This is a genomic window from Pseudomonas sp. MF08831 (assembly GCF_059862645.1).
Genome location: NZ_JCBCUX010000016.1, coordinates 148354 through 173356, shown reverse-complemented (window position 1 = coordinate 173356; position 25003 = coordinate 148354). Strand labels below are relative to the sequence as shown.

The 25003-nt window shown below is 63.7% G+C and carries 11 protein-coding genes; 7 read left to right on the top strand and 4 right to left on the bottom strand.

Annotation, left to right across the window (positions count from 1 at the left end; translation table 11 throughout):
• Positions 1–255: 255 nt before the first annotated feature.
• Together AC19YS_RS27245 and AC19YS_RS27240 are read right to left on the bottom strand one after the other, a co-directional pair.
• Positions 256–13152 carry a non-ribosomal peptide synthetase gene (locus tag AC19YS_RS27245; protein WP_500603069.1) on the bottom strand — a complete coding sequence of 4299 codons (12897 nt, stop codon included), beginning with the start codon at positions 13150–13152 and terminating at the stop codon, positions 256–258.
• Between the two features lie 51 nt (positions 13153–13203).
• Complete coding sequence (locus AC19YS_RS27240) at positions 13204–13956, bottom strand: thioesterase II family protein (RefSeq protein ID WP_500603068.1); 753 nt, start codon at positions 13954–13956, stop codon at positions 13204–13206.
• A gap of 337 nt (positions 13957–14293) precedes the next feature.
• Between AC19YS_RS27240 and AC19YS_RS27235 the strand changes: the two genes are divergently transcribed.
• The gene (locus AC19YS_RS27235) at positions 14294–14845 is read left to right on the top strand and encodes an RNA polymerase factor sigma-70 (protein ID WP_032904207.1); all 552 of its coding nucleotides are present in this window, start codon (positions 14294–14296) and stop codon (positions 14843–14845) included.
• Between the two features lie 192 nt (positions 14846–15037).
• Here the strand turns inward: AC19YS_RS27235 and AC19YS_RS27230 are convergent, their stop codons facing one another.
• Positions 15038–15826, bottom strand: coding sequence for a substrate-binding periplasmic protein (locus AC19YS_RS27230; protein WP_200625039.1), 789 nt, complete (start codon positions 15824–15826; stop codon positions 15038–15040).
• A 93-nt stretch (positions 15827–15919) separates the two neighbouring features.
• Positions 15920–16543, bottom strand: coding sequence for a TetR/AcrR family transcriptional regulator (locus AC19YS_RS27225; protein WP_500603066.1), 624 nt, complete (start codon positions 16541–16543; stop codon positions 15920–15922).
• 153 nt (positions 16544–16696) lie between these two features.
• On the opposite strand from AC19YS_RS27225, the gene AC19YS_RS27220 reads away from it, so the two are divergent.
• The 6 genes from AC19YS_RS27220 to AC19YS_RS27195 all read left to right on the top strand — a co-directional run bounded on the left by AC19YS_RS27220 (position 16697) and on the right by AC19YS_RS27195 (position 24959).
• Complete coding sequence (locus AC19YS_RS27220) at positions 16697–18475, top strand: acyclic terpene utilization AtuA family protein (protein ID WP_500603065.1); 1779 nt, start codon at positions 16697–16699, stop codon at positions 18473–18475.
• 14 nt (positions 18476–18489) lie between these two features.
• Positions 18490–19362, top strand: coding sequence for an SDR family oxidoreductase (locus tag AC19YS_RS27215; RefSeq protein ID WP_169367328.1), 873 nt, complete (start codon positions 18490–18492; stop codon positions 19360–19362).
• A gap of 3 nt (positions 19363–19365) precedes the next feature.
• Positions 19366–20982 (top strand): geranyl-CoA carboxylase subunit beta, encoded by a 1617-nt coding sequence (gene atuC / locus AC19YS_RS27210; protein ID WP_119742332.1) that lies wholly within the window; start codon positions 19366–19368, stop codon positions 20980–20982.
• A 15-nt stretch (positions 20983–20997) separates the two neighbouring features.
• Positions 20998–22155, top strand: coding sequence for a citronellyl-CoA dehydrogenase (gene atuD / locus AC19YS_RS27205; RefSeq protein WP_106576488.1), 1158 nt, complete (start codon positions 20998–21000; stop codon positions 22153–22155).
• A complete protein-coding gene (locus tag AC19YS_RS27200) occupies positions 22152–22919 on the top strand; it encodes an enoyl-CoA hydratase/isomerase family protein (protein WP_200625043.1) in 768 nt (255 codons plus the stop codon). The genes atuD and AC19YS_RS27200 overlap by 4 nt, the downstream gene beginning before the upstream one ends.
• A gap of 111 nt (positions 22920–23030) precedes the next feature.
• Positions 23031–24959 carry an acetyl/propionyl/methylcrotonyl-CoA carboxylase subunit alpha gene (locus tag AC19YS_RS27195; RefSeq protein WP_500603064.1) on the top strand — a complete coding sequence of 643 codons (1929 nt, stop codon included), beginning with the start codon at positions 23031–23033 and terminating at the stop codon, positions 24957–24959.
• Positions 24960–25003: the final 44 nt, after the last annotated feature.

Sequence of the window (25003 nt, the reverse complement as noted above, 5' to 3'; positions counted from 1 at the left end):
TGTGATGAGGCATTGGCCTGGTGGCGAGACAGATCGGTGCCCGCGACAAGGCACCCTCGTCGATGCCGCGATTATTCATGCTCCCAACTCACCCAAGAATGCGGCAGGCCAGCGTGACTCTGAGAGGCAGCACACCCACGTGCCACCTGGATAAAGGCCCCTATCGGCGCCGATGTGGATGCTGCGTTGAGCAATGCTGAAAGTCGTTTTCGTTTCGACTCACAGCACGCTCACCGCCAGGGGCTCCAGGTTTCCTCAAAGCCCCTCCAACTCCGCCATCAAATCACTCAACCGATCCACCTTCTCGGCGCTGATTTCATTCGCCGCCAACCCCTCGATGTACTCGGCCAACTCCGCCACCGTGCTGCACTCGAACATCGCCCGCAACGGTACATCCCGCTGCAGGCTTTTCTGCACCCGAGAGGCAATCTGTGTGGCCAGCAACGAGTGCCCACCCAGCTCGAAGAAGTTGTCCTGTACGCCCACCCTGTCGACTTTCAGCACCTCGGCCCAGATAGCCGCCAACGTGGTTTCCAGTGCGTTGCGCGGCGCCAGGTAGTCCTGGCTGTGCAACTGGCCGATCTCCAGGGTCGGCAAAGCCTTGCGGTCGAGTTTGCCGTTGGCGTTCAGCGGCAGGCGCTCGAGCCATAACCAGTGCAGTGGCACCATGTATTCCGGCAGCTCAGCACGCAGGCGTTGCTTGATGCGGTCCAGGCGAGCGCTCGGGTTGAGGCTTTCATCCGCCGCCACCAGGTAACCCACCAAGTGCTTGCCGTTGACGCCCTCTTGTACCCCCACCGCGGCGTCACGCACCTGCGGCTGTTCATGCAGACGCGCTTCGATTTCACCCAGCTCGATGCGGTAGCCGCGAATCTTCACCTGGTGGTCGATACGCCCCACATATTCCAACACGCCATCGCTGCGCCGACGTGCCAGGTCGCCAGTGCGGTAGAGACGCGCGCCCGGTGCGCCAAACGGGTTGGGCACAAACACCTGCGCCGTGCGCAACGGGTCGCTGACGTAACCACGGCCCACGCCGGTACCTGCCACACACAGCTCGCCGACCGCGCCCTGTGGCACCAACTCCAGTGCGCCATCGAGCACGTATAACCGGTTGTTGTCGGTCGGGGTGCCAATCGGCAAATAAGTGCCTTGGGTTGACGCCAGATCGACGTGGAAGAACGCCACATCATCCGAACATTCCGCCGGGCCATAAGCGTTGACCAGGCCAATGTCTGGATAACGCAGCAACCATTGGTGCGCCAGCTCTGGCGGCATCGCTTCGCCCGTCGGCAGCATCCAGCGCAGGCCGTCCAGGCTCATGCGTTCCTGGGCGAGCATGCCCTGGATCAGCGACGGTACGCTTTCCAGCACAGTAATGCCCTGGGCCTGTACATGGGCCAGCAAACCTTGCGGGTCATGGGCAAGGGTGTTCGGCACGATATCGACCCGCGCGCCAAACAGCGGCGCAGCGAGGAACTGCCACACGGAAATATCGAAGCTTTGCGAAGCGGTCTGGGCGATCACATCCGTCGAGCTCAGGTCCAGATAAGGCACCTTGCTCAACTGGTTATTGAGCATGCCGCGCTGTTCGACCATCACGCCCTTGGGCAGGCCGGTGGAGCCCGACGTGTAGATCACGTAGGCGAGGTTGTCCGGGCCGCTGTAGACACCTGGATTTTCCCCACGCCCCGGCACTTCCTCCCAGACCAATAGCTGGCAGTCGGTACCGTCCAGCAGCTCAATCGCCTGCTCGCGGCACGCCTCGGTGCACACCAGCAACGGCGTACGGCTCAAGTCGATAATCCGGCTCAAGCGCTGGCTGGGCAGGCCTGGGTCCAGCGGCAGGTAACCGGCGCCGGCCTTGAAGCTGCCGATGATCATGCCCAGCAGGTCGAGGTTACGCTCGGCCAGCAACGCCACCGGCTGGTCCAGGCCAACGCCCGCTGCGATCAGCGCGTGACCCAAACCGTTACTGCGCCGGTTCAACTCGTCATAGGTCCATTGCTGGTCAAGGCAGCTGGCGGCGATGCGCTGCGGATGCTCGACCACCTGCGCCTCGAACAGCTCGACATAGCTGCGCTCCAGCGGGTAGTCATGCGCGCTCTGGTTACACCCCTCCAGCAGGAATTCACGCTCTTGCTCGCCGATCAGCGGCAGGTCGGCCATGTCGCCATGAAAGCCCTGCACCAGCGCCAGCAGCAAGCGCTTGAACTCGCCGAGCATGCCCTGCACGGTGCTTTCGTCGAAGTAACGCTGGTCGTAGGACAGGTGCAAACCCAGGTCATCGCCCGGGTAGCACACTGCGGTCAACGGGAAGTTGGTGTGGGTGCGGCCGGAATCCGAGGTGGCGTTCAGGCTTTGCGCGCGGTCCAGCACCGAGACCTCCACCGGCGCGTTCTCGAACACGAACAGGCTGTCGAACAGCGGTTGGCCCTTGGGCAATTCGCTGTGTTCCTGAATGGTCACCAGCGGCAGGTACTCGTACTCGCGCAGCTGCATGTTGCTGTCTAGCAAGCCGCTCAACCACTGGCGCACGCTGCAGCGCTGACCGTCTTCAGGCAGTTTCACCCGCAGCGCGATGCTGTTGATGAACAGGCCGACAGTGCGTTGCATCTCGGGCATGTCCACCGGGCGCCCGGCCACGGTAACGCCGAACAATACGTCACGCTCGCCACTCAAGCGACGCAGCACCAACGCCCATGCCGCCTGGGCGAAGGTGTTGACGGTCAGTTGATGGGCCTGCGCCAGTTCTCGCAGTTGCGCACCGTCGCGTGCCTCAAGGCGGGTGTAGCAGTCGCCCACCACCATGCCGCCGCTGTGGCCCGCATGTTCACGCAGGAACGGCCGGTCGCTCGGGATCGGTGTGGTGCGCTCGAAACCTTGCAGGTTGTGCTGCCACCACTGGCGTGCCTGGGCGAGGTTCTGGCGTTGCAGCCAGGCAATGTAATCGCGATAGCGCGGCGGTGTGGCCAACTGTGCTTCGCGGCCGTCGCCCAAGGCCATATAAATTTCAAAGAAGTCATTCATCAGCAGCGAACGGCACCAGGCATCGATGAGGATGTGGTGGTTGCTCATCATGAACCAGTAGCGCGCTTCACCGACGCGGATCAGGCGCAGGTGAAACGGCGCCTGGTTGAGCAGATCGAAACCGGCTTCCCGCTCGGCCTTGAGCAAGGCTTGCAGACGGGGTTCCTGTTCACTTTGCGGATCGGCGCTCCAGTCCAGGTACTCGATCGGCGTGCTGCCCGGCTTGTGGATCACTTGCAGCATGTCTTCGCCGACGTTCCAGCAGAACGATGCGCGCAAGGCTTCGTGACGCGCGATCACCGCCTGCCAGGCTTGGGCAAACCGCTGCGGGTCGAGCGCACTGTTGATGCGGTAGCGGTCCTGCATGTAGTAAAGGCCCGTGCCGGGCTCCAGCAGGGTGTGCAGCAGCAGGCCTTCCTGCATCGGCGTCAGCGGGTACACGTCTTCGATGGCGCTGGCCGGCACCGGCAGGCTGTCGAGTTGTGGCTGGGTCAGGTGCGCCAGCGGGAAGTCCGACGGCGTGAGGCCGCCGGCAGCGTCGCTCAGGCAATGCGCGATCAGGCTTTGCAGTTCGTCCAGGTAAGCCTGGGCCAGTTCGCGAATGGTCTGTTGATCGTGGCGCTCGCGGCTGAAGGTCCAGCGCAGCACCAGTTCGCCGCCGTACACCTGGCTGTCGACGCTCAACTCATTGGGCAACGGCGCCTCTGAGTCATGCGCCAGGCCGGCGGGCTCATCCAGCGGGTGGAACAGCGCATCGGCACCGAAGCTCTGGTCGAACTGGCCGAGGTAGTTGAAGGTGATGTCGGCGCTTGGCAGTGCAGCCATGGTCTGCTTGCACAGATCGTCCGCCAGGTAACGCAGCACGCCATAACCCAAACCTTTGTGCGGCACGCCGCGCAGTTGCTCCTTGATCGCCTTGATCGAGGCGCCCTGCTCTGCTTGCGGGGTCAGGCGCAGTGGGTAAGCACTGGTAAACCAGCCGACGCTGCGGGTCAGGTCGATGTCATCAAACAAGGTTTCACGGCCATGGCCTTCCAGCTGGATCAGCGCGCAATCGTGACCACTCCAGCGGCACAGCACACGGGCAAGGGCCGTCAACAGCAGGTCGTTGACCTGAGTGCGATAGGCGCTTGGCGCCTGTTGCAGCAACTGGCGGGTATGTTGCGCGTCCAGGCGCACGCTGACCGTGTCGGCATCACGAGTGAGCAGCGAACCGTGTGGGCGATCCACCGGCAATACCGCCGCAGGACCGGCCAACCGGTCTTGCCAGAGGCTCAACTCTTCACGCAGGGATTCACTGCTCGCATAGGCCTGCAAACGCGCAGCCCAATCGCGCAAGGCGCTGGTCTTGGCCGGCAAGCTGACCGATTGGCCGTCGCTCAGTTGGCGATAGACCGCTTGCAGGTCTTCAAGCAATACGCGCCACGACACGCCATCCACCACCAAGTGGTGAATCGCGATCAGCAGGCGTTGCTGACCCTGCGGGCCATCTACCAGTAAAGCGCGCAGCAGCGGGCCGTGTTCGAGGTCGAGGCTGCGTTGGGTGTCGGTGAACAGCGCGGTGCACTGCGCCATATCGCGCACTTGCGCCTGCATCAGCACGCCACCTTGCGGCACGGCCATGTGCTCGGCGTGCCATTGGGCATCACGCGGCGTAAAGCTCAGGCGCAGGGCGTCGTGGTGTTCCAGTACCGCCAACAGCGCTTGCTCCAGGCGATGAGGGTCGAGCAGTTGCAGCGGTTTGAGCAGCAACGCCTGGTTCCAGTGCTGACGATTCGGCATCGCGGTATCGAAGAACCAATGCTGGATCGGCGTCAGGCTCGAGCTGCCCGTCAGCACCCCTTGTTCGGCGCTGACCCGCTCGGACCGCGTGGCCACGGCCGCCAGGGTTTGCACGGTCTGATGCTGGAACAGGTCGCGCGGGCTGAAGTGAATCCCGGCCTGTCGCGCACGGCTGACCACCTGGATCGACAGAATCGAGTCGCCGCCCAGTTCAAAAAAATTATCGTCCAGGCCGACTTGCTGCACGTTCAACACGGCGCACCAGATCGCAGCCAGGGTGTGCTCCAGTTCGTTGCGTGGCGCCACGTAGTGTTGGCGGTTCGCCTCCGGGTCCGGTTGCGGCAAGGCGCGGCGGTCGAGTTTGCCGTTGGCGGTCAGCGGCATGCTGTCCAGCACGATCAGGTGCGCAGGCACCATGTAGTCCGGCAGTTGCGTCTTGAGGTGTGCCTTGAGCGCGTCGCGCAGCGTGGCGTGGTCGGCGTCGCTGACCAGGTAAGCCACCAGCTGTTTGCCGCTCGGCGAATCCAGTGCCAGCACCACCGCTTCGCGCACCGCTTGGTGTTCCAGCAGGCGTGTTTCGATTTCGCCCAGCTCAATGCGGAAACCGCGAATTTTCACTTGGTGGTCGATACGGCCCAGGTACTCCACCAGGCCGTCGGCGCGTTGGCGCACCAGGTCGCCGGTGCGGTACAAACGCCCGCCATTCGTAGCAAACGGGTCGGCGACAAAACGTTCTGCGGTCATGCCCGGGCGCTGGTGGTAACCCTGCGCCAGACCGGCCCCGCCGACATACAACTCGCCGGTCGCGCCTTGCGGCACCAACGCCAGGTCGGCGTCGAGAATGTAGGCCACGCGGGCGCCGATGATGCTGCCGATTGGCACGCTGCCAGCGCCCTCTTCCAACTGCTCCGGCGCCAGACTGGCCAGCGGCATGACCACGGTTTCGGTCGGGCCGTAGGCGTTGAAAAACACCTCGGGCTGGAAGGCTGCGCGGATACGCTGCAGGTGTTCGCCGGTCAGCGCCTCGCCGCCGGTGATGCACATGCGCACCGGCAAGGTTCGCTGCTGAGTCGCCAGCCACTGCGCCAACTGGCTGCCATAGCTTGGGGTGAAGCCGAGGATATTGATGCGATGGGTGCGAATCAGCGCACAGATTTCTTCGGCATCCCACTGGCCCTGGGCCCGCACAACCACCTGCGCACCGCTGAGCAGCGGCACCAGCAAACGCTCGGTGGCGGCGTCGAAGTTGATCGAATAAAAGTGCAGCTCGCAATCGTCCGCACGCATGCCAAAGCGCTCGATCACCGCCTGGCAATGCATGGCGATTTCACCGTGGGACACCACCACGCCTTTCGGCTTGCCGGTGGAACCTGAGGTGTAGATCAAGTACGCCTGATGCTGCGGCAAGCTGATAAAGGGCAGCTCGTCGGCCGGGTAATTGGCGAGCACCGGCAGGTCATCTTCCAGGCACCAGCACGCCACCGTCGCCGGCAGTTCACCGAGGGCTTGGAACATCGCCGCATCACTGAGCAGCAGCCCGATGCCGCTGTCTTCGATCATGTAGTGCAAGCGGTCCAGCGGGTATTCCGGGTCCAGCGGCACATAGGCGCCACCGGCCTTGAGGATCGCCAACAAGCCAATCACCATTTCCAGAGAACGCGGCAACGCCAGGCCGACGCGCACCTGTGGGCCGACGCCGCGCCCGCGCAGCATCCACGCCAGGCGATTGGCGCGGGCGTCCAGTTCGCGGTAGGTCAGCGTTTCTCCTGCAAAAGTCAGCGCCGGTGCATCGGCACGCTGGATCGCCTGCTGACTGAACAACTGATGGATGCACTGATCGAGGCGATGCTCACCCGCCTCCACACCGAGGCTGTCCTGCAACACGCGCTGCTCGACGGCGGTCAGCAACGGCAGTTCGCTGAGACGCTGTTGCGGGTTGGCAATCAACGCTTCCAGCAGGTTGCGCCAATGCTCGGCCATGCGCGCAATACGCGGCGCGTCGAACAGGTCGGTGCTGTAGGTCAGGCAGCAACCCAGGCGATGGTCGAGGTCGGTGACTTCCAGGTTGAGGTCAAACTTGGTCGCGCGCGCATCGTTGGCCAGGTACTCGACGGTCATGCCGGCCAGTTGGCGGCTCTGCTGGAATTCCCAGCGCTGCACGTTGCACATCACCTGGAACAGCGGGTTGTAGGCCGCGCTGCGCGGTGGTTGCAGGGCTTCTACCAAATGATCGAACGGCAGGTCCTGATGGGACTGGCCTTCGATCACGGTGTGGCGCACCTGCTCGAACAATTCAGCGACATTCATCTGCCCATTGAGCTGGCAACGCAGCACCTGGGTGTTGAGGAACGCGCCGATCAGCCCTTCGCCTTCCGGGCGAATCCGGTTGGCCACCGGCGCGCCGATGCGCAGGTCGGTCTGGCCGCTGTAGCGGTAGAGCAACACGGCCAGGGTGGCGGTCATGGTCATGAACAGGGTCAGGCCGCGTTCGGCATTGAAGGCGCGCACGCGGGCGGCCAGTTCATCGCTCAGGTCAAAGCGGTACAGCTCGCCCTGATGGCTTTGCACCGGCGGACGCGGGCGGTCGGCGGGCAGTTCGAGCAGTGGATGCTCATGCCCAAGCTGCCCGATCCAGTAGTCCAGTTGGCGCTGGCGCTCACCGGACTCCAGCCATTGGCGCTGCCACACGCTGTAGTCGAGGTACTGCACCGGCAACGGCGCCAGCGGCGAGTCGCGCTCGTCGATAAAGGCCTCGTACAGCGCGCTGAGTTCACGCGCGAAGATGTCCATCGCCCAGCCTTCGGTGACGATGTGGTGCAGGGTCAGCACCAGGTAGTGTTCCTGCTCGCCGGCCTTGACCAGACACGCGCGCAGCAATGGCCCGGTTTCCAGGTTGAAAGGCGTATGGGCTTCGTGGTCGGCCAGTTGTTGCAGGCGCAGCTGACGCTCGGCTTCATTGAGCGCCGAGAAATCCTGCCAATCCATGCGCAGTCCGGTTTGCCTGGCGACTTTTTGCTGGGCCACGCCGTCGACGCTCGGGAAGGTTGTGCGCAAGGTTTCGTGACGCATGATCAGGGCTTGCAACGCCGCCTCGAACCGCCCCACGTCCAGCACGCCACGCAGACGCGCCATGCCGCCGACGTTGTAGGCCGGGCTGTCCGGCTCCATCTGCCAGAGGAACCACATGCGCTGCTGGGAATAGGACAGCGGCACCGGCGCGCTACGGTCGACCTTGGCGATAGCGGTTTGCTGGTTGCGCTGGCCCGAGGCTTGGATCAGGCCAACTTGCTCGGCAAAGGCGCCCAGCTCGCTGGCTTCGAACAAGGTGCGCAGCGGCAGCTCGACGTCGCAGGCCTGGCGGGTGCGCGAGATGATTTGCGTGGCCAGCAACGAGTGGCCACCGAGGGCGAAGAAGTCGTCGCCCAGGCCAATGCGAGGCAGGCCGAGGACTTCGCGCCAGATCGCCGCAATCTGCTGCTGCAACGGAGTTTGGGGTTCGATATGTTCACGGGTTTGCCATACCGGCGCCGGCAATGCACGGCGGTCCAGTTTGCCGCTGGGGCTCAGCGGCATCGCATCCAGACGCATCAGTTGCGCGGGCACCATGTATTCCGGCAGCTCGGCGGCCAGGGCGGTTTTTACCTGCTGCTCGTCCCGTGCGGTGCTGGCGGTGTAGTAGCCGATTAACTGCTGGTCACGCACCAGCACCACGGCTTGGGCGATGCCGTCCATGGCCAACAGGCGTGCTTCGATTTCTTCCGGTTCCACGCGAAAGCCACGCAGTTTGACCTGCTGATCGAGCCGGCCGAGGTATTCGAGTACGCCGTCAGCGCTCCAGCGCACGCGGTCACCGGTGCGGTACAGGCGTGTGCCCGCCTCGCCCGATGGGTCGGCGACGAAACGTTCGGCGGTCAGCCCGGCGCGGCCGAGGTAACCGCGCGCCAGGCCGATGCCGCCGATGCACAATTCGCCCGGCACACCGGCCGGCAATGGGTTGAGGTGTTCGTCCAGCACGCGACAGATCACATTGCCCAGCGGCCGGCCAATCGGCGAGCGTTCGCCGTCCTCGGCCTGGCACTGCCAGTGGGTGACGTTGATCGCGGTTTCCGTCGGGCCATAACGGTTGTGCAGTTGCACCGCCGGCAACTGTGCCAAGACGCGGTTGCGCAGTTCGGCGGGCAACGCTTCACCGCCTGAGAACAGGCGGCGCAAGCTTGTGCATTCGGCCACCAGCGGCTCATCGATAAACAGCTGCAACAGCGGCGGCACAAAGTGCAGGGTGGTTACGCCGTGTTCCTGCACCAACTGCGCGATGCGGTGCGGGTCGCGATGCTCGCCGGGGCCGGCCAGCACCAGGCGGCAACCGGTGATCAATGGCCAGAAGCACTCCCACACCGACACGTCGAAACTGATCGGCGCTTTTTGCATCAGCACATCGGTGTCGTTGAGTTGATACGTGGCTTGCATCCACTGCAAACGCTCGGCCAGCGCCGCATGGGTATTGCCCACGCCCTTGGGTTGGCCGGTGGAGCCGGAGGTGTAGATCACGTAGGCGAGGTTGTCGCCCTGCAGATGCAAACCCGGCGCATGGGTCGGCCAGCTGTCGAGGTGCAGGCTGTCCATGGCGATCACGCACACGCCTTCGGGTGCCGGTAGCAACTCGAGCAGTGCGGTTTGGGTCAACAACAGGTGTACGCCGCTGTCCTGGAGCATGTAGGCCAGGCGGTCGGCGGGGTAATCCGGGTCGAGCGGCACATAGGCGCCACCGGCCTTGATGATCGCCAGCAGGCCGATCAACAGTTGCGGCGAGCGTTCGGCGGCGATGGCCACGCACACATCCGGGCCAACGCCCTTGTCGCGCAGGTAATGGGCCAGGCGATTGGCCTGGGTGTGCAGTTGGGCGAAGCTCAGGTTGCCGTCGTGCCAGACCAGCGCGATGTTGTCCGCGGTGTGTTGGCTGAGCAGCTCGGGCAGCCACTGCTGCGCCGGCGTGCACGGCGCTTCACTCCACGGCTGTTGTTCGTCGGTTTGCATCAGCTGCAAGTCGCCGATGGCCTGTTGCGGTTGCTCGCACACGGCGTGCAGCACGTTGATGTAGTGCTCGGCGAGACGCTGAATGGTTGCGCGGTCGAATAATTCGTCGGCGTAGTCGAACGACAGGCTCAAGCGCCCGTTGCGGTCTTCTTCGCTGTGCAGTTGCAGGTCGAACTTGGCTTCGCGGCTGTGCCATGGCAACTCATCAGCGAGCATGCCCGGCAGGCGGCGCAAGGCACTCAGGTCGCGTTGCTGGTGGTTGAACATGACTTGGAACAGGCCCTGTTCGCGGGCGTGGGGGAAGGCTTCCAGCAGTTGTTCGAACGGCAGGTCCTGATGCGCCTGGGCGCCCAGCGCAGCCTGACGGGTGGCCGCCAACAATTGATTGAACGGCAGGCGCCCGTCCAGCTCGGCGCGCAGCACCAGTGTGTTGATGAAGAAACCGATCAGGCCTTGGGTTTCCTGGCGCGGGCGGTTGGCATTCGGCACGCCGATGCGGATATCGCGCTGGCCGCTGTAGCGGTAGAGCAGGCTTTGAAACGCCGCCAGCAGCAGCATGAACGGGGTGGCTTGGTGGTCTTGGGCGGCCTGGCGAATCGCTGCACTGAGGCCGGCATCCAGGCGCACGCTATGGCGCGACGCGCTGTGGCGTTGTTGCGCCGAGCGCGGATGGTCGGTGGCCAGGCTCAGGCTCGGATGCTCCTCGCCCAACTGGGTTTTCCAGTATGCCAGTTGCCGCTGGCCTTCGCCTTCAGCCAGCCATTGGCGCTGCCAGCTGCCGTAGTCGGCGTATTGCAGGGCCAGTGGCGGTAGCTCCAAAGTCTGGCCTTGCGTCGCTGCGGCATACAGGCGCGAGAATTCGTCGATGAGAATATTCAGCGACCAACCGTCGGCGATGATGTGGTGCAGCGTCACCAGCAATTCGTGGTCTTCATCGTCCAGGCGCACCAGGGTCACCCACAGCAGCGGGCCTTTTTCCAGGTCGAACTGGGTGCGCGCTTCGTCTTCGCGGATCTGCTGCGCGCGAGCCTCACGCTCGGCGTCAGGCAGGTCGCTGAGGTCGATAATTTGCAGGTCGAATTCGGCGCTTGCCTGCACACGCTGGAAGGCCTGACCGTCGCGCTCGTAGAAACGCGTACGCAGGGCTTCGTGACGCTCGATCAAGTGCTGGAAGCTGGCGCGCACGGCGCCTTCGTCCAACTCGCCGCGCAAACGCAAGGCGCCGGGGATGGTGTAGGCGCTGCTCTGCGGGTCGAGTTGCCAGGTGATCCACAGGCGGTTTTGCGCCAGGGATTGCGGCAGGTCGTCCTGGCGCGACAAGGCATGAATTGCGCCTTGAGCAACGCCGCCGTCCTGCTGCAATTGCGCAACGCTTGCGGCAAAGCTCGCAAGGGTCGGCGCTTCGAACAGCATGCGCAGGTTCAGCTCCAGCCCCAGGGTTTCGCGCAGGCGCGCGACCACTTGGGTGGCGGTGATGGAGTTACCGCCGAGCAGGAAAAAGTGGTCATCCGCCGCGACGTTTGCGAGCTGCAACTGCTCGCACCAAATTGCGCCGATCTGGCTTTGCAGTTCGGATTCCAACACCGCATCGCTCTCGTGCGCCTGCAGGTCGGGGAACTGCGCATAGCTGTCGACGCTGCCGTCGGCGTGGCGGATCGCGCAGGCTGACCGCTGCACCTTACCGCTGGACGTCTTCGGCAAGGCGCCGGGGTTGAGCAGTACCACCACGCTCGGGGCTTGTTGATACGCCTCGGCCACGGCCTGGCGGATGGCTTTGATCAGCGCCTCGGGCGGCAGGATTTTCTGCACGCTGCGGCTGATTTCGGCGGCGATGCCGATGCCTTCCAGGCCCTGGTCATTCACTGCAAAAGCGGCGACGCGGCCCTTGCGCACCACTTCCACTTCGCGCTCGATGGTGTGTTCGATGTCCTGCGGGTACAGGTTATGGCCGCGCACGATCAGCAGGTCTTTGAGGCGGCCGGTGATGTACACCTGGCCCTCGCGGATAAAACCCAGGTCGCCGGTGCGCAGCCAGGTGCGGCCGGCGTGCTGTACAAACGTCTTGGCCGACGCTTGCGGGTTGCGCCAGTAGCCGTGGGCGATGCTCGGGCCGCTGGCCCACAGTTCGCCGACGTGGTTATCCGGCAGTTCGCTCAGCGTGTGCGGGTCGGCGATCAACACCGCGTGCTCCGGCTGGCTGGTGCCGCAGCTCATGATCGCGTTGCCCTGCCCCGGTTCGGCGCGGTTGGCGGCCAACGCCTGTTCATCCAGGCGCAAGGCCGGGATACCGTGGCCGCGGGTGCCGCCAGCGACGAACAGGGTCGCCTCGGCCAGGCCGTAGGAGGCGAAGAAATTGTTCGGGGTGAAGCCACACGTCGCGAACTTCTCGGCGAAGCGTTCCAGGGTATCGAGGCGGATCGGTTCAGAGCCCGAATAGGCCACGCGCCAGGTGCTCAAGTCGAGGCGCTCCAGGGCTGATTCGCTGACCCGCTCGCTGCACAGGCGGTAGGCGAAATCCGGGCCACCGCTGATGGTGCCGCGGTATTCACTGATTGCCTCCAGCCAACGCAGCGGCCGGCCAAGGAAGTACGCCGGCGACATCAACACGCACGGCACGCCGCTGAAGATCGGTTGCAGCAGGCCGCCGATCAGGCCCATGTCGTGGTACAGCGGCAGCCAGCTGACGATCACGTCATCCGGGTTGAGGTCGATGCCGAAGCCACGACGGATCAGCACTTCGTTGGCCACCAGGTTGCCGTGGCTGACTTGCACGCCTTTGGGCAATGCGGTGGAACCGGAGGTGTATTGCAGGAAGGCGATGTCATCGGCGTGCAGTTCGGGTTCGACCCAGCGCTCGGCGAGCTGTACCTCCAGGATGTCGACGCTCAGCACCGGGGGTGCGTTTTCGATCTGCGCCAGGCCGTCGCCGAGGCTGGCAATGGTCAGCAGCACGCGCGGTTCGGCGTCACTGATGATCGACAGCAAGCGCTCCTGATGATGCCGGCGCGTGGACTCTGGCGGATACGCCGGCACTGCGATGACCCCGGCGTACAGGCAGCCAAAGAACGCCGCGACGTAGTCCGGGCCGCTGGGGAACAACAGCACCGCGCGCTCGCCCAACGCCACATTGGCCTGCAAGGCGGCGGCGATCGTGCGGGCGCGCTGGTCCAGGTCACGGTAGCTGAGCACAACGTTTTGCTCGGCGCAGTCGGCGAGGAAGCGCAGGGCCACCTGGTCCGGGGTCTGCGCGGCGCGACGTTGAAGGGACTGGACCAGAGTGCGGGGAAGTTCGAAGGCGTCCATCATGGGGTTCCTGCCTGAAATCGGCTTACGGGAAAATCGAGAAATAGAGAGCGCTTAGCCGGCGACCAGCTGCCGCGCCGCGCCATTGCGCCAGCGTGCAAGGTGCTCCTCGGCGTAGCGCCGCAGGCAACGCAGCACGGCGCTTTCGCGCTGCACGAGAAAGAAGTGGTGGCCGTCAAACATGTCCAGGGAGAAGCCGCTGGCGGCGTCGGCCTGCCAGTCAAGCAACTGGTCGGCGCGTACGCTGTCTTGCTTGCCGCCAAACACGTGGATCGGCATGCCCAGCGGTTCGCGCTGGCCGTAAGTGAAGCTGCCGCAGAGCAGGAAGTCGGCGCGCAGAATCGGCAGCATCAACTGCATCAATTCGGGGTTGGCCAGGGCCTCTTCGGCGGTGCCCTGCAGTTCGCGCAGGCGGGCGATCAGTTGTTGGTCAGTTTTTTCAACGGCGTAGTCGCTCACATCACGGCGCGCCGGGCCGGCAGTGCCGGAGGCAAACAACGCCAGCGGCTCAGGCACACCGCGCTCGCGCAGGGCGTGGGCCAACTCGAAGGCGAGCAGGCCGCCGAGACTGTGGCCGAACAAGGCATACGGGCCGTTCAGGTCACGGCTGATTTCATCCGCCAACTGCGCTGCCAAGGCCTTGATGTCGCGCTGCAACGGCTCATCCATACGCATGCCGCGCCCCGGCAATTCCAGTGGGCACACTTGCAACCACTCCGGCAGAGTCCGACGCCAACGCGCATAGACCATGGCGCTGGCCCCCGAATAGGGCAGGCAAAACAGGCGCAGTCGCGTGGCGGCACTCATCGGCTGAGCGCTCTCATCAGGCTGAGGGTGCCCGATAGGCTAAAGGCTCCAAACTGAAACACGCTGTATGCACCGTACAAACCCATGTCGTCCTCCTGCGGGCGCTGATCCTTGGCCGTTTGTTAACGGACCTGTCACCCATGAGAACGGACGGTGCCGGCAAATAATTAGTCTGCGGGCAAGCGCGAGACCGGGTTCACACCTTTCAGGGAGGCATAAGATTAGTTCGTCTTCTCATTTGACAATCATTATCATTAAGCATAATTTGTTGCCCGATGTGTAGGAGGCCTCAGCACGGACGCCCTCCCCTAACCTCTTTTGCGACAAGGTGATTTCCATGACGGAACAAGTATCCACAGGCAGGTGCGACTCACCGCTTCTCCAGGCATTCGTCGACAATCGTTTGATCCTGGTGAAGATCGCGGCACGCATTACCGGCTGCCGCTCGCGCGCCGAAGACGTGGTGCAGGACGCCTACTTCAGACTGCAATCGGCGCCGACGATCACCTCATCGTTCAAGGCCCAACTGAGTTATCTGTTCCAGATCGTGCGCAACCTGGCGATCGATCACTACCGCAAGCAGGCCCTGGAACTCAAGTACTCCGGGACCGAGGAGGAAGGCTTGAATGTGGTCATTCACGGCGCTTCACCGGAAACCTCGCACATCAATTTCAACACCCTGGAAAACATCGCCGACGCCCTGACGCAATTGCCCCAACGCACCCGTTATGCGTTCGAGATGTATCGCCTGCACGGCGTGCCGCAAAAGGATATCGCCAAGGAACTCGGCGTCTCGCCGACCCTGGTGAACTTCATGATTCGTGATGCGCTGGTGCATTGCCGCAAGGTGTCGGGCAGCCACAGCGATACGTTTGCGCGGCGAGTCTGAGTGTGGGGAGAGGGCTCGTTGTGGCGAGCGGGCTTGCCCCGCGTTGGGCTGCGCAGCAGCCCTGAACCAGACACGACGGTCTGACTGAAAACCTGCGGTGGCTTTAGTGGGGCCGCTTCGCAGCCCTACGCAGGGCAAGCCTGCTCGCCACACCAAGCCCGCTCGCCACAACAGCCTCTCAACAAAAAGACTTCAGGACGCGGGCATCACATCAATGCGATACGGCTCGAAGATCTTCAACAGTTGCCCGTTATCACGCAGGCGCTTGAGCATCTCGGCAAACGCCGCCCCGGTAATCGGTGCCTTTAGCCGCAGCAACGCGTAGTGGTGGTACACCTGGTCAATCCGCTCCGAGACCAGGAACTGCCCGGCCATGTCCGCGTTGCGCACCATGAAATCACTCAAGTACGAACGCGTGACCAGCGCGATGTCCGCACGCCCGCGCGCCACCATCAGCAAGTTGCTGTCATGGGAATAGGTCAACGTGGCGTTGAAATGCTCGGTCATGTACTTGGGATCGGGGTTGAAGTTGGCAAAGGCGTAGTGATAACCGCTGAACACGGCCAGGCGCTTGCCGTTGAGGTCGGCGAAATAGCGCTGATCGCGACCGGGCTCACGTTGGGCGACGAAAATTTCCGCGTCTTCAAGCCCCATGTCCACGGCAGTGTGGGCAATGTTCCGCCAGCCCCAGTCGGGGTTTTCGAAGATCGCCATGTCGACCCGGCCCTGCTCGAAATCGCGAAAACGCCGCGGGATAGACGTCGGCACCAGTACAAATTGGTAATCGCTTTGCGAGGCGTTCAGCGCCTCGACCAGTTGCGGCAGTAAACCGGTGTCGGCACCCTGCTCTGGGCGTACGGTGTAGGGCGGAAAATGCGCGGCGGCGATCCTCACCAATTGCGCAGCCGAAGCCGGCATCCACCCCGCGGTGCCCAGTGCCCATAAAGTTAGTCCTGCAGCCAGCCGCCATGGCGAAAACATTGAGGCACACACCGTTTAGTACTCTGATGGCGATAAGCTAGGCGTTTTTGCCAGGTGAGACAACTTTCCATCGGCAAATTAATGGCTTGCGCCTCAATCGGCCTTCAGCACCATCAGCAGGGCTTCTTCGGCCAATTGCTCCAGGGTCAGGCTGCCTTGGGCGCGGAACCACGTGGTGGTCCAGGACAACGCGCCGGTGAGGAAACGCCGGGTGATAAAAACATCGCCCCTGATGTAACCGGCGGCCTTGGCCTCGCCCAGCACCTGCAACCAGATGTCTTCGTACACATCACGCAGCGCCAGCACCTGGGCCTGGCCATCGGCCGACAGCGAACGCCATTCATAAACCAGCACCGCCATGGCTTCGCCGCTGCCGCCCATGATCGACTGCAATTCACAACGAATCAGCGCCAATACGCGTTCCCGCACGTTGCTCGCTTCCTCGAGTGAAGCGCGCATCATCGCAGTGTTGTAGTGGATGGTGTCCTCCATCACCGCGCGCAGGATCTCGTCCTTGCTCTTGAAGTGATGAAAGATACTGCCGGACTGAATGCCCACCGCGCTGGCCAGGTCACGCACGGTGGTACGCTCAAAGCCTTTGTTGCGAAACAGGTGAGCTGCGGTTTGCAGCAATTTGCCCCGGGCACTGTCGGGGTCGGTCAATTGGCCGGCATCGACCATGGTGCGCATCACCCTCAGGGCTTTTTGCTCATCCATGCCTCTCTCCTTCACGTGTGCTGACGTCGTGGGCGGCAATTTAGGCCGTGGCCGCCACCCAAGCAAGCGCTTGGGCAAAACTTGTGCATGGAGTTTACAAACCAAGCGCTTGCTTGGTAGTCTCGACGCCAGCCATTCGAGGACGGATTTCTCATGAGCAAGACGGTACGTATCGGCTGCGCCAGCGCCTTCTGGGGTGACACCTGCACCGCCGCCGCCCAGCTGGTGCATGGCGGGGCGCTGGATTACCTGGTGTTCGACTATCTGGCGGAAGTCACGATGTCGATTCTCGCCGGTGCGCGGATGAAAGATCACCAAGCCGGGTACGCCACGGATTTCGTCGAAGTGCTCACGCCGCTGCTGGGCGACATCCAGCGCCAGGGCATCCGCGTGATCAGCAATGCCGGCGGCATCAACCCGCACGCTTGCGCCGCCGCCCTGCAAGCGGCCTGCGACAAGGCGCAAATCCCGCTGAAAATCGCCGTGCTGTTGGGCGATGACCTGCAACCGCAACTCAAGCATCTGCACGGCGTCACCGATATGTTCAACGGCGCGCCGCTGCCGCCGATGTGCGTGTCGGCCAACGCCTACCTCGGCGCGCCAGGCATTGCCAAGGCACTTGAATTGGGCGCCGACATCGTGATCACCGGCCGGGTGGTCGACAGCGCGGTGGTCAGCGCCGCACTGGTGCACGAATTCAACTGGTCATGGCAGGACTATGACCGTCTCGCCCAAGCCGCCCTCGCCGGGCACATCATCGAATGCGGCGCACAGTGCACCGGTGGCAACTTCACCGATTGGCGTGACGTGCCGGGCTACGAGCACATTGGTTTTCCCATCGTCGAGGTCAGTGCCGACGGCCAGTTCACCGTCAATAAAGTCGACGGCACGGGCGGGCTGATCAGCGAACTCAGCGTGGCCGAACAGCTGCTGTATGAAATCGGCGACCCGCGCGCCTACCTGCTGCCCGATGTGATCTGCGATTTCAGCCAGGTCAAACTGCAGCAGCAAGGCAAAAACCAAGTGCGCCTGCACGGCGCCAAAGGTTTGCCGCCCACCGATCAGTACAAGGTCAGCGCCACCTACCCGGACGGTTTTCGTTGCACCGCCAGTTGCCTGATCGCCGGGATCGACGCGGTGGCCAAGGCCGAGCGCGTCAGCCAGGCGATCATCAACAAGACCTCCCAACTGTTCAGCCAGCGCGGCTGGGCGCCCTACACCGAGTTCAACATCGAGTTGCTCGGCAGCGAAGCCACCTACGGCGCCCACGCCCAGCGTCAGGATTGCCGCGAAGTGGTGATGAAACTGGCGGTGCGGCACTCGAGCAAACAGGCGCTGGTGCTGTTCGCCCGCGAGATCGCCCAGGCGGCCACTGGCATGGCGCCCGGCTTGACCGGCATCGTTGGCGGGCGGCCGACGGTGTATCCGCTGATTCGGCTGTTTTCATTCCTGATCGATAAAACCGCCTGCGAGCTGGTGATCGACTTCCAAGGCCAGCGTCACGCCATTGAACTGCCCGCCTCTGCGCCACTGGTCACCCCGGCCGCGCCGATTGACCCGCCCAAGCCCCAAGGCCGCGCCGACGCCAACGTGCCGCTGGTAAAGCTGGCCGTGGCGCGCTCCGGCGACAAGGGCAACCACAGCAATATCGGCGTGATCGCCCGCCACCCCGACTACCTGCCGTGGATCGCCGAAGCGTTGACCCCGCAAGTGATCGTCGACTGGATGGGCCACGTGCTCGACCCCCTCCACGGCCGCGTTGAACGCTGGTACTTGCCCGGCAGCCACAGCCTGAATGTCCTGCTGGAAAACGCCCTGGGCGGCGGCGGTATCGCCAGCCTGCGCATCGACCCGCAGGGCAAAGCCTTCGCCCAGCAACTGCTGGAAATTCCCATTGCCGTGCCGCAACACATCGCCGATCAACTCAAATAAAAAGGAGCGTTGCCGTGGCCTTCGACTCAATCTTCAAAGCCGACCTGTTCCACGGGCAAACCGTGATCGTCACCGGTGGCGGCAGTGGCATTGGCCGCTGCACCGCGCATGAACTCGCGGCCCTCGGCGCTCAAGTGATTCTGGTGGGGCGCAAACCGGAAAAACTGCAAACGGTGGCCGCGGAAATCGCCGAAGACGGCGGCACGGCCCATTGGCAGGCTTGCGATATACGCGATGAAGAGGCGGTGAAGGCGCTGGTCACGCAGCTCCTCCACGCACACGGGCCGATTCACGGGCTGGTGAATAACGCCGGCGGCCAATACCCGTCGCCCCTGGCCTCGATCAATCAAAAGGGCTTTGAAACCGTGCTGCGCACCAACCTGGTCGGCGGTTTCCTGATGGCACGGGAAGTGTTCAACCAGTCGATGAGCAAGCACGGCGGCGCCATCGTCAACATGCTCGCGGACATGTGGGGCGGCATGCCCGGCATGGGCCACTCGGGCGCCGCGCGTTCGGGCATGGACAACTTCACCAAGACCGCCGCCTTCGAATGGGGCTACGCCGGGGTGCGCGTCAACGCCGTGGCGCCGGGCTGGATTGCCTCCAGCGGCATGGACACCTACGAAGGCGCCTTCAAGGCGGTGATCCCGACCCTGCGCGAGCACGTGCCGCTCAAGCGTATCGGCACCGAATCGGAGGTCAGCGCGGCTATCGTGTTCCTGCTCAGCCCCGCCGCCGCGTTCATCAGCGGCAGCACCTTGCGCATCGACGGCGCCGCCAGCCTGGGCAGCCGCGCCTGGCCGCTGCCCAAGGCGCAACCGCCGAGCGAGCCGTTCAATGGTTTCCACCGCGCCTACCTGCCCGATGTGCTCAAGGCGGAGCAATAAACCATGCCGGCAATTGAAAGCTTGATCGACGCCCACAGCCCGCAGTTCGCGCAAAACCGCGAGGCGATGCTGGCCGCCATCGCGCAGCTGCGCCAGCTGGAGCACGCCCTGCTCAGCAAGGCGCAGGAAGCCAAACCCAAGTTCGACACGCGCGGCCAACTGCTGCCCCGCGAGCGCCTTAACCTGCTGCTGGACCCTGGCGCGCCGTTCCTGGAGCTGGCCAGCCTGGCCGGCTACAAACTCCACGACGACAAAGACGGCAGCGCGGCCGGCGGCGGCTTGATCGCCGGTATTGGCTACGTCAGCGGCGTGCGCATGCTGGTGGTGGCCAACAACAGCGCGATCAAGGGCGGCACCATTTCCCCCACGGGGCTGAAAAAATCCCTGCGCCTGCAACAGATCGCCATGGAAAACAAACTGCCGGTGGTGACACTCGCCGAAAGCGGCGGTGCCAACCTCAACTACGCCGCCGAGATTTTCGTCGAGGGCGCCCGCAGCTTTGCCAACCAGGCGCGCATGTCGGCCATGGGCCTGCCGCAAATCACCGTGGTACACGGCTCGGCCACGGCCGGCGGTGCGTATCAGCCGGGGTTGTCGGATTACGTGGTGGTGGTGCGCGGCAAGGCCAAGCTGTTTCTCGCCGGACCGCCGCTGCTCAAGGCCGCCACCGGCGAAGTGGCCACCGATGAGGAACTCGGCGGCGCCCAGATGCACGCGCAAACCGCCGGCACCGCCGAATACCTGGCCGAAAACGATGCCGACGGCGTGCGCATCGTGCGCGAGATCGTCAGCCTGTTGCCTTGGGATGAGCGCCTGCCGCGTGCGCCAAAACGCGCTTACACAGAACCGCTGTACCCCATCGAAGAACTGTTGGGGCTGATCCCCGATGACCCGAAAAAGCCCTACGACGTGCGCGAAATCCTCGCGCGCCTGGCCGACGGTTCCAACTTCCTCGAATTCAAGGGCGAGTTCGACGCCCACACCGTCTGCGGCCATTTGCACATCCAGGGCCGCGCCGTCGGCGTGATCGGCAATAACGGCCCGATCACGCCCAAAGGCGCGAGCAAGGCCGCGCAATTTATCCAGCTGTGCGACCAGAGCCGCACGCCGCTGCTGTTCCTGCACAACACCACCGGTTTCATGGTGGGCACCGAGTCGGAGCAACACGGCGTGATCAAGCACGGCGCGAAGATGATCCAGGCGGTGGCCAATGCGCGGGTGCCTAAACTCACGGTAGTGGTCGGCGGCTCCTACGGCGCCGGCAACTACGCCATGTGCGGCCGCGGCCTGGACCCGCGCTTTATCTTCGCCTGGCCCAACAGCCGCACGGCGGTGATGGGCGGCGCGCAGGCGGGCAAGGTGCTGCGCATCGTCACCGAGGCCAAGCAATTGAAGGCGGGTTTGGTGCCCGACCCCAAGGTGCTCGACATGCTCGAACAGGTCACCGCGCAGAAGCTCGACAGCCAGTCCACCGCGCTCTATGGCAGCGCAAATCTGTGGGACGACGGGCTGATCGATCCACGCGATACCCGCACGCTGCTGGGTTACCTGCTGGATATTTGCCATGAGGCCCAGATGCGGCAGTTGCAACCCAACAGCTTCGGCGTGGCGCGTTTCTAAAGGAGAACAACCACAATGATTTTTACCCAGGAACATCAGGAACTGCGCCGCACCGTGCGCGCCTTCGTCGATCGCGAGATCAACCCGCATGTGGACGAATGGGAAAAAGCCGGGCGCTTCCCCATTCACGAAATCTTTCGCAAGGCCGGCGATCTCGGCCTGCTGGGCATTTCCAAGCCGGAGCAATTCGGCGGTATGGGCCTGGATTACAGTTATTCCATTGTGGCAGCTGAAGAATTCGGCACCATTCGCTGCGGCGGCATCCCGATGTCCATCGGCGTGCAGACCGACATGTGCACGCCCGCCCTCGCCCGCTTCGGCAGCGATGAACTGCGCGACGAGTTCCTGCGCCCGGCCATCAGCGGCGAGCAGGTCGGCTGCATTGGCGTCTCGGAAACCGGCGCCGGCTCCGACGTCGCCGGGCTGAAAACCCATGCCCGCAAGGACGGCGACGACTACGTGATCAACGGCAGCAAAATGTGGATCACCAATTCGCCCAGCGCCGACTTCATTTGCCTGCTGGCCAACACCTCCGACGACAAGCCGCATATCAACAAGTCACTGATCATGGTGCCGATGAACACGCCAGGCATCAGCGTCAGCCCACCGCTGGAAAAGCTCGGCATGCACAGTTCCGAGACGGCCCAGGTGTTCTTCGACGGTGTGCGCGTGCCGCAGCGCAATCGCATCGGCCACGAAGGGGCGGGTTTCATGATGCAAATGCTGCAGTTCCAGGAAGAACGTCTGTTTGGCGCGGCCAACATGATCAAGGGCCTGGAATACTGCATCGACAGCACCATTGAGTACTGCAAAGAACGCCAGACCTTCGGCAAAGCGCTGATCGACAACCAGGTCATTCACTTTCGCCTGGCCGAGCTGGCCACTGAAATCGAATGCCTGCGCGCGCTGGTCTACCAGGCCACCGAGCAGTACATCAAAGGCCAGGACGTGACCCGCCTGGCCTCCATGGCCAAGCTCAAGGCCGGGCGCCTGGGCCGCGAGGTCAGCGACAGCTGCCTGCAATACTGGGGCGGCATGGGCTTTATGTGGGACAACCCGGTGGCCCGCGCCTACCGCGACGTACGACTGGTATCGATTGGCGGCGGCGCCGACGAAATCATGCTGGGCATCATCTGCAAATTGATGGGCACCCTGCCCGGGAAAAAATCATGAACACCTTGCTGCTCGAACCGCATAACGGTGTGCTGCACATCACCCTCAATCGCCCGGCGCATCGCAATGCCATGAGCCTGGAGATGGTCAACGAACTGCGGGCGGTGTTGGCGCAGCTCGACAGCCAGGTGCGCGCGCTGGTGATCAGCGGCGCGGGTGGGCATTTCTGCGCGGGGGCGGATGTGAAAGACATGGTCACCGCCGGCGGCACGGCGCAGTTGCAGGCGCTGAACCGCGCGTTTGGCACCTTGCTGCAAGAAGTTGAGGCGGTGCCGCAAGTGGTGATCGTGGTGCTGCAAGGTGCAGTGCTGGGGGGTGGGTTTGGGCTGGCGTGTGTGAGTGACATTGCGATCGCCGATCACCAGGCGCGATTCGGCTTGCCGGAAACCAGCTTAGGCTTGTTGCCAGCGCAGATCGCGCCGTTTGTGGTCAAGCGGATCGGCCTGACCCAGGCGCGCCGGCTGGCGCTGACCGCGGCGCGGTTTGATGGGCTTGAGGCGCAGCGCTTGGGCGTGGTGCATTTTGCCGAGAGCGATGCGCAGGCATTGGCGCAGCGCCTGGATGAAGTGTTGGGACAAGTGCTGCAGTGTGCGCCGGGCGCGAATGGGCGGACTAAAGCGCTGTTGCTCGCCAGTACCGACGAGCCGCTTGAGGCGGTGCTGGATCGCGGTGCGCAGTGGTTTGCCGAGGCGGTGACGGGCATGGAAGGGATAGAGGGGACGCAGGCTTTTGTGCAAAAGCGTAAGCCAGGTTGGTGCAAATGACGCCATCGCAGGCAAGCCAGCTGCCACCGGGAGAACGCCTTTCACATGGTGAGAGCTGGTTTGCCTGCGATGGGGCCAGAACATTCACCCAGTGCGCCAAGGGATAAACCAATGCCCACATTCAGCAAAATCCTGATCGCCAACCGCGGCGAAATTGCCTGTCGCATCCAGCGCACCGCCCAGGCCCTGGGCTACCGCACCGTGGCGGTCTACAGCGATGCCGACGCCCAGGCCCTGCATGTGCAGATGGCCGACGAAGCCGTCAACATAGGCCCGGCGCCCGTTCAGCAGTCGTACCTCAACATCGCCGCCATTCTCAACGCAGCCAACATCACAGGCGCCGACGCCATCCACCCCGGCTATGGCTTTCTCTCCGAAAACGCCGACTTCGCCCGCGCCTGCCAACACGCGAACATCACCTTCATCGGCCCAAGCGTTGAGGCCATCGAACTGATGGGCAGCAAACGCCTGTCCAAACTGGCCATGCTCGAGGCGGGCGTGCCGTGCATACCCGGTTACCAAGGCGGCCGCCAAGACGACGCCACCCTGCAAGAGCAAGCCAAGCGCATTGGCTACCCTCTGATGATCAAGGCCAGCGCCGGCGGCGGCGGGCGCGGCATGCGCCTGGTGCAAGACAGCAGCCAGCTGCTCGACTCACTGCGCACCGCCCGCTCTGAAGCGATGAACGCCTTCGGCAGCGACGAACTGATCCTCGAGCGCGCGCTGATCGACCCGCGCCATGTCGAAATTCAATTGTTCGGCGACAGCCACGGCCAGCTCATCTACCTGGGCGAACGCGATTGCTCGATCCAGCGCCGCCACCAGAAAGTCATTGAAGAAGCCCCCTGCCCCGTGATGACCCCGCAACTGCGCCAAGCCATGGGCGAAGCCGCCCTGAAAGCCGGGCGGGCGGTCAATTACGTGGGCGCCGGCACGGTGGAATTCCTGCTCGACCGCGACGGCCAATTCTATTTCCTGGAAATGAACACGCGCCTGCAAGTGGAGCACCCCGTTACCGAGCTGATCACCGGCCTCGACCTGGCGGCCTGGCAACTGCACATCGCAGCCGGTGAAGCGCTGCCACTCACACAGGCCGACGTGACCTTAAGCGGTCACGCCCTGGAAGTGCGCCTGTACGCCGAAGACCCAGCGCAGGGCTTTGTGCCGCAAACCGGTGACGTGCTGCGCTGGGAGCCTGCCGTCGGCGTGCGGACCGACCACGGCGTACTCGAAGGCCAACGCATCAGCCCGTTCTACGACGCCATGCTCGGCAAGATCATCGCTCACGGCGCCACCCGTGAAGAAGCTCGGCGCAAACTGCTGCGAGCAGTCCAAGACACGGTATTGCTGGGCGTAACGACCAACCAGCGATTGCTCGCCGATCTGCTTGAACACCCGGACTTTATCGCCGGCGATTTCAGCACCGGTTTCATCGCCAAGCACTTCAGCGAAATTCCCCGTCAGGCAGCCACAGATGAACAGATCGCCCTGGCCGCCGCGCTGTTTTATCACCACAGCGCCGGTACCCACCACTCAGGTTTAACGGGCTGGCGCAACAACGCCAGCGTGCCTTGGACTTATCGCCTGGATATTAACGACGCACCCCACGAGGTCGCCGTGAGCGTGCTGCACGCCAACCACCTGCAGGCCAACGGCATCGACATTCGCAACCTCAGCACCGATGGCCGCCGGGCCACGCTGGAGATCAACGGCGTGCGCCGCCGCGTCGCCTACCACCTCGACGATGCCCAGCTCTGGCTGCCCGGCGTGCGGGTGATCAACCGTACTCAGCAGGTCGCCAGCCGCCAGGTCGATGCCGGCAGCGGCACCGTCAAGGCGCCGATGGACGGTGCCATTGTCGACATTCGGGTCAGCGCCGGTCAGCGCGTCACCCAGGGTCAATTGCTGCTGGTGCTCGAAGCGATGAAGATGGAGCATCCGCTGACGGCCGGCATCGACGGCGTGATCAAAAGCGTGCAGGTGATTACAGGCGCTCAGGTGCGCAATCGCCAGGTTTTACTGGAGATCGAAAAGCCCTAGGCGGAACTACACGGCCCGGCTACGCTCTATCCCCATCAGGAAGG

Excerpts from the sequence above, each read along its gene's own strand:
- AC19YS_RS27220 (WP_500603065.1), top strand. The coding sequence starts at position 16,697 with ATGAGCAAGACGGTACGTATCGGCTGCGCCAGCGCCTTCTGGGGTGAC.
- AC19YS_RS27225 (WP_500603066.1), bottom strand. The coding sequence starts at position 16,543 with ATGGATGAGCAAAAAGCCCTGAGGGTGATGCGCACCATGGTCGATGCC.
- atuC (WP_119742332.1), top strand. The coding sequence starts at position 19,366 with ATGCCGGCAATTGAAAGCTTGATCGACGCCCACAGCCCGCAGTTCGCG.
- AC19YS_RS27195 (WP_500603064.1), top strand. The coding sequence starts at position 23,031 with ATGCCCACATTCAGCAAAATCCTGATCGCCAACCGCGGCGAAATTGCC.
- AC19YS_RS27245 (WP_500603069.1), bottom strand. The coding sequence starts at position 13,152 with ATGATGGACGCCTTCGAACTTCCCCGCACTCTGGTCCAGTCCCTTCAA.
- atuD (WP_106576488.1), top strand. The coding sequence starts at position 20,998 with ATGATTTTTACCCAGGAACATCAGGAACTGCGCCGCACCGTGCGCGCC.
- AC19YS_RS27200 (WP_200625043.1), top strand. The coding sequence starts at position 22,152 with ATGAACACCTTGCTGCTCGAACCGCATAACGGTGTGCTGCACATCACC.
- AC19YS_RS27240 (WP_500603068.1), bottom strand. The coding sequence starts at position 13,956 with ATGAGTGCCGCCACGCGACTGCGCCTGTTTTGCCTGCCCTATTCGGGG.
- AC19YS_RS27235 (WP_032904207.1), top strand. The coding sequence starts at position 14,294 with ATGACGGAACAAGTATCCACAGGCAGGTGCGACTCACCGCTTCTCCAG.
- AC19YS_RS27230 (WP_200625039.1), bottom strand. The coding sequence starts at position 15,826 with ATGTTTTCGCCATGGCGGCTGGCTGCAGGACTAACTTTATGGGCACTG.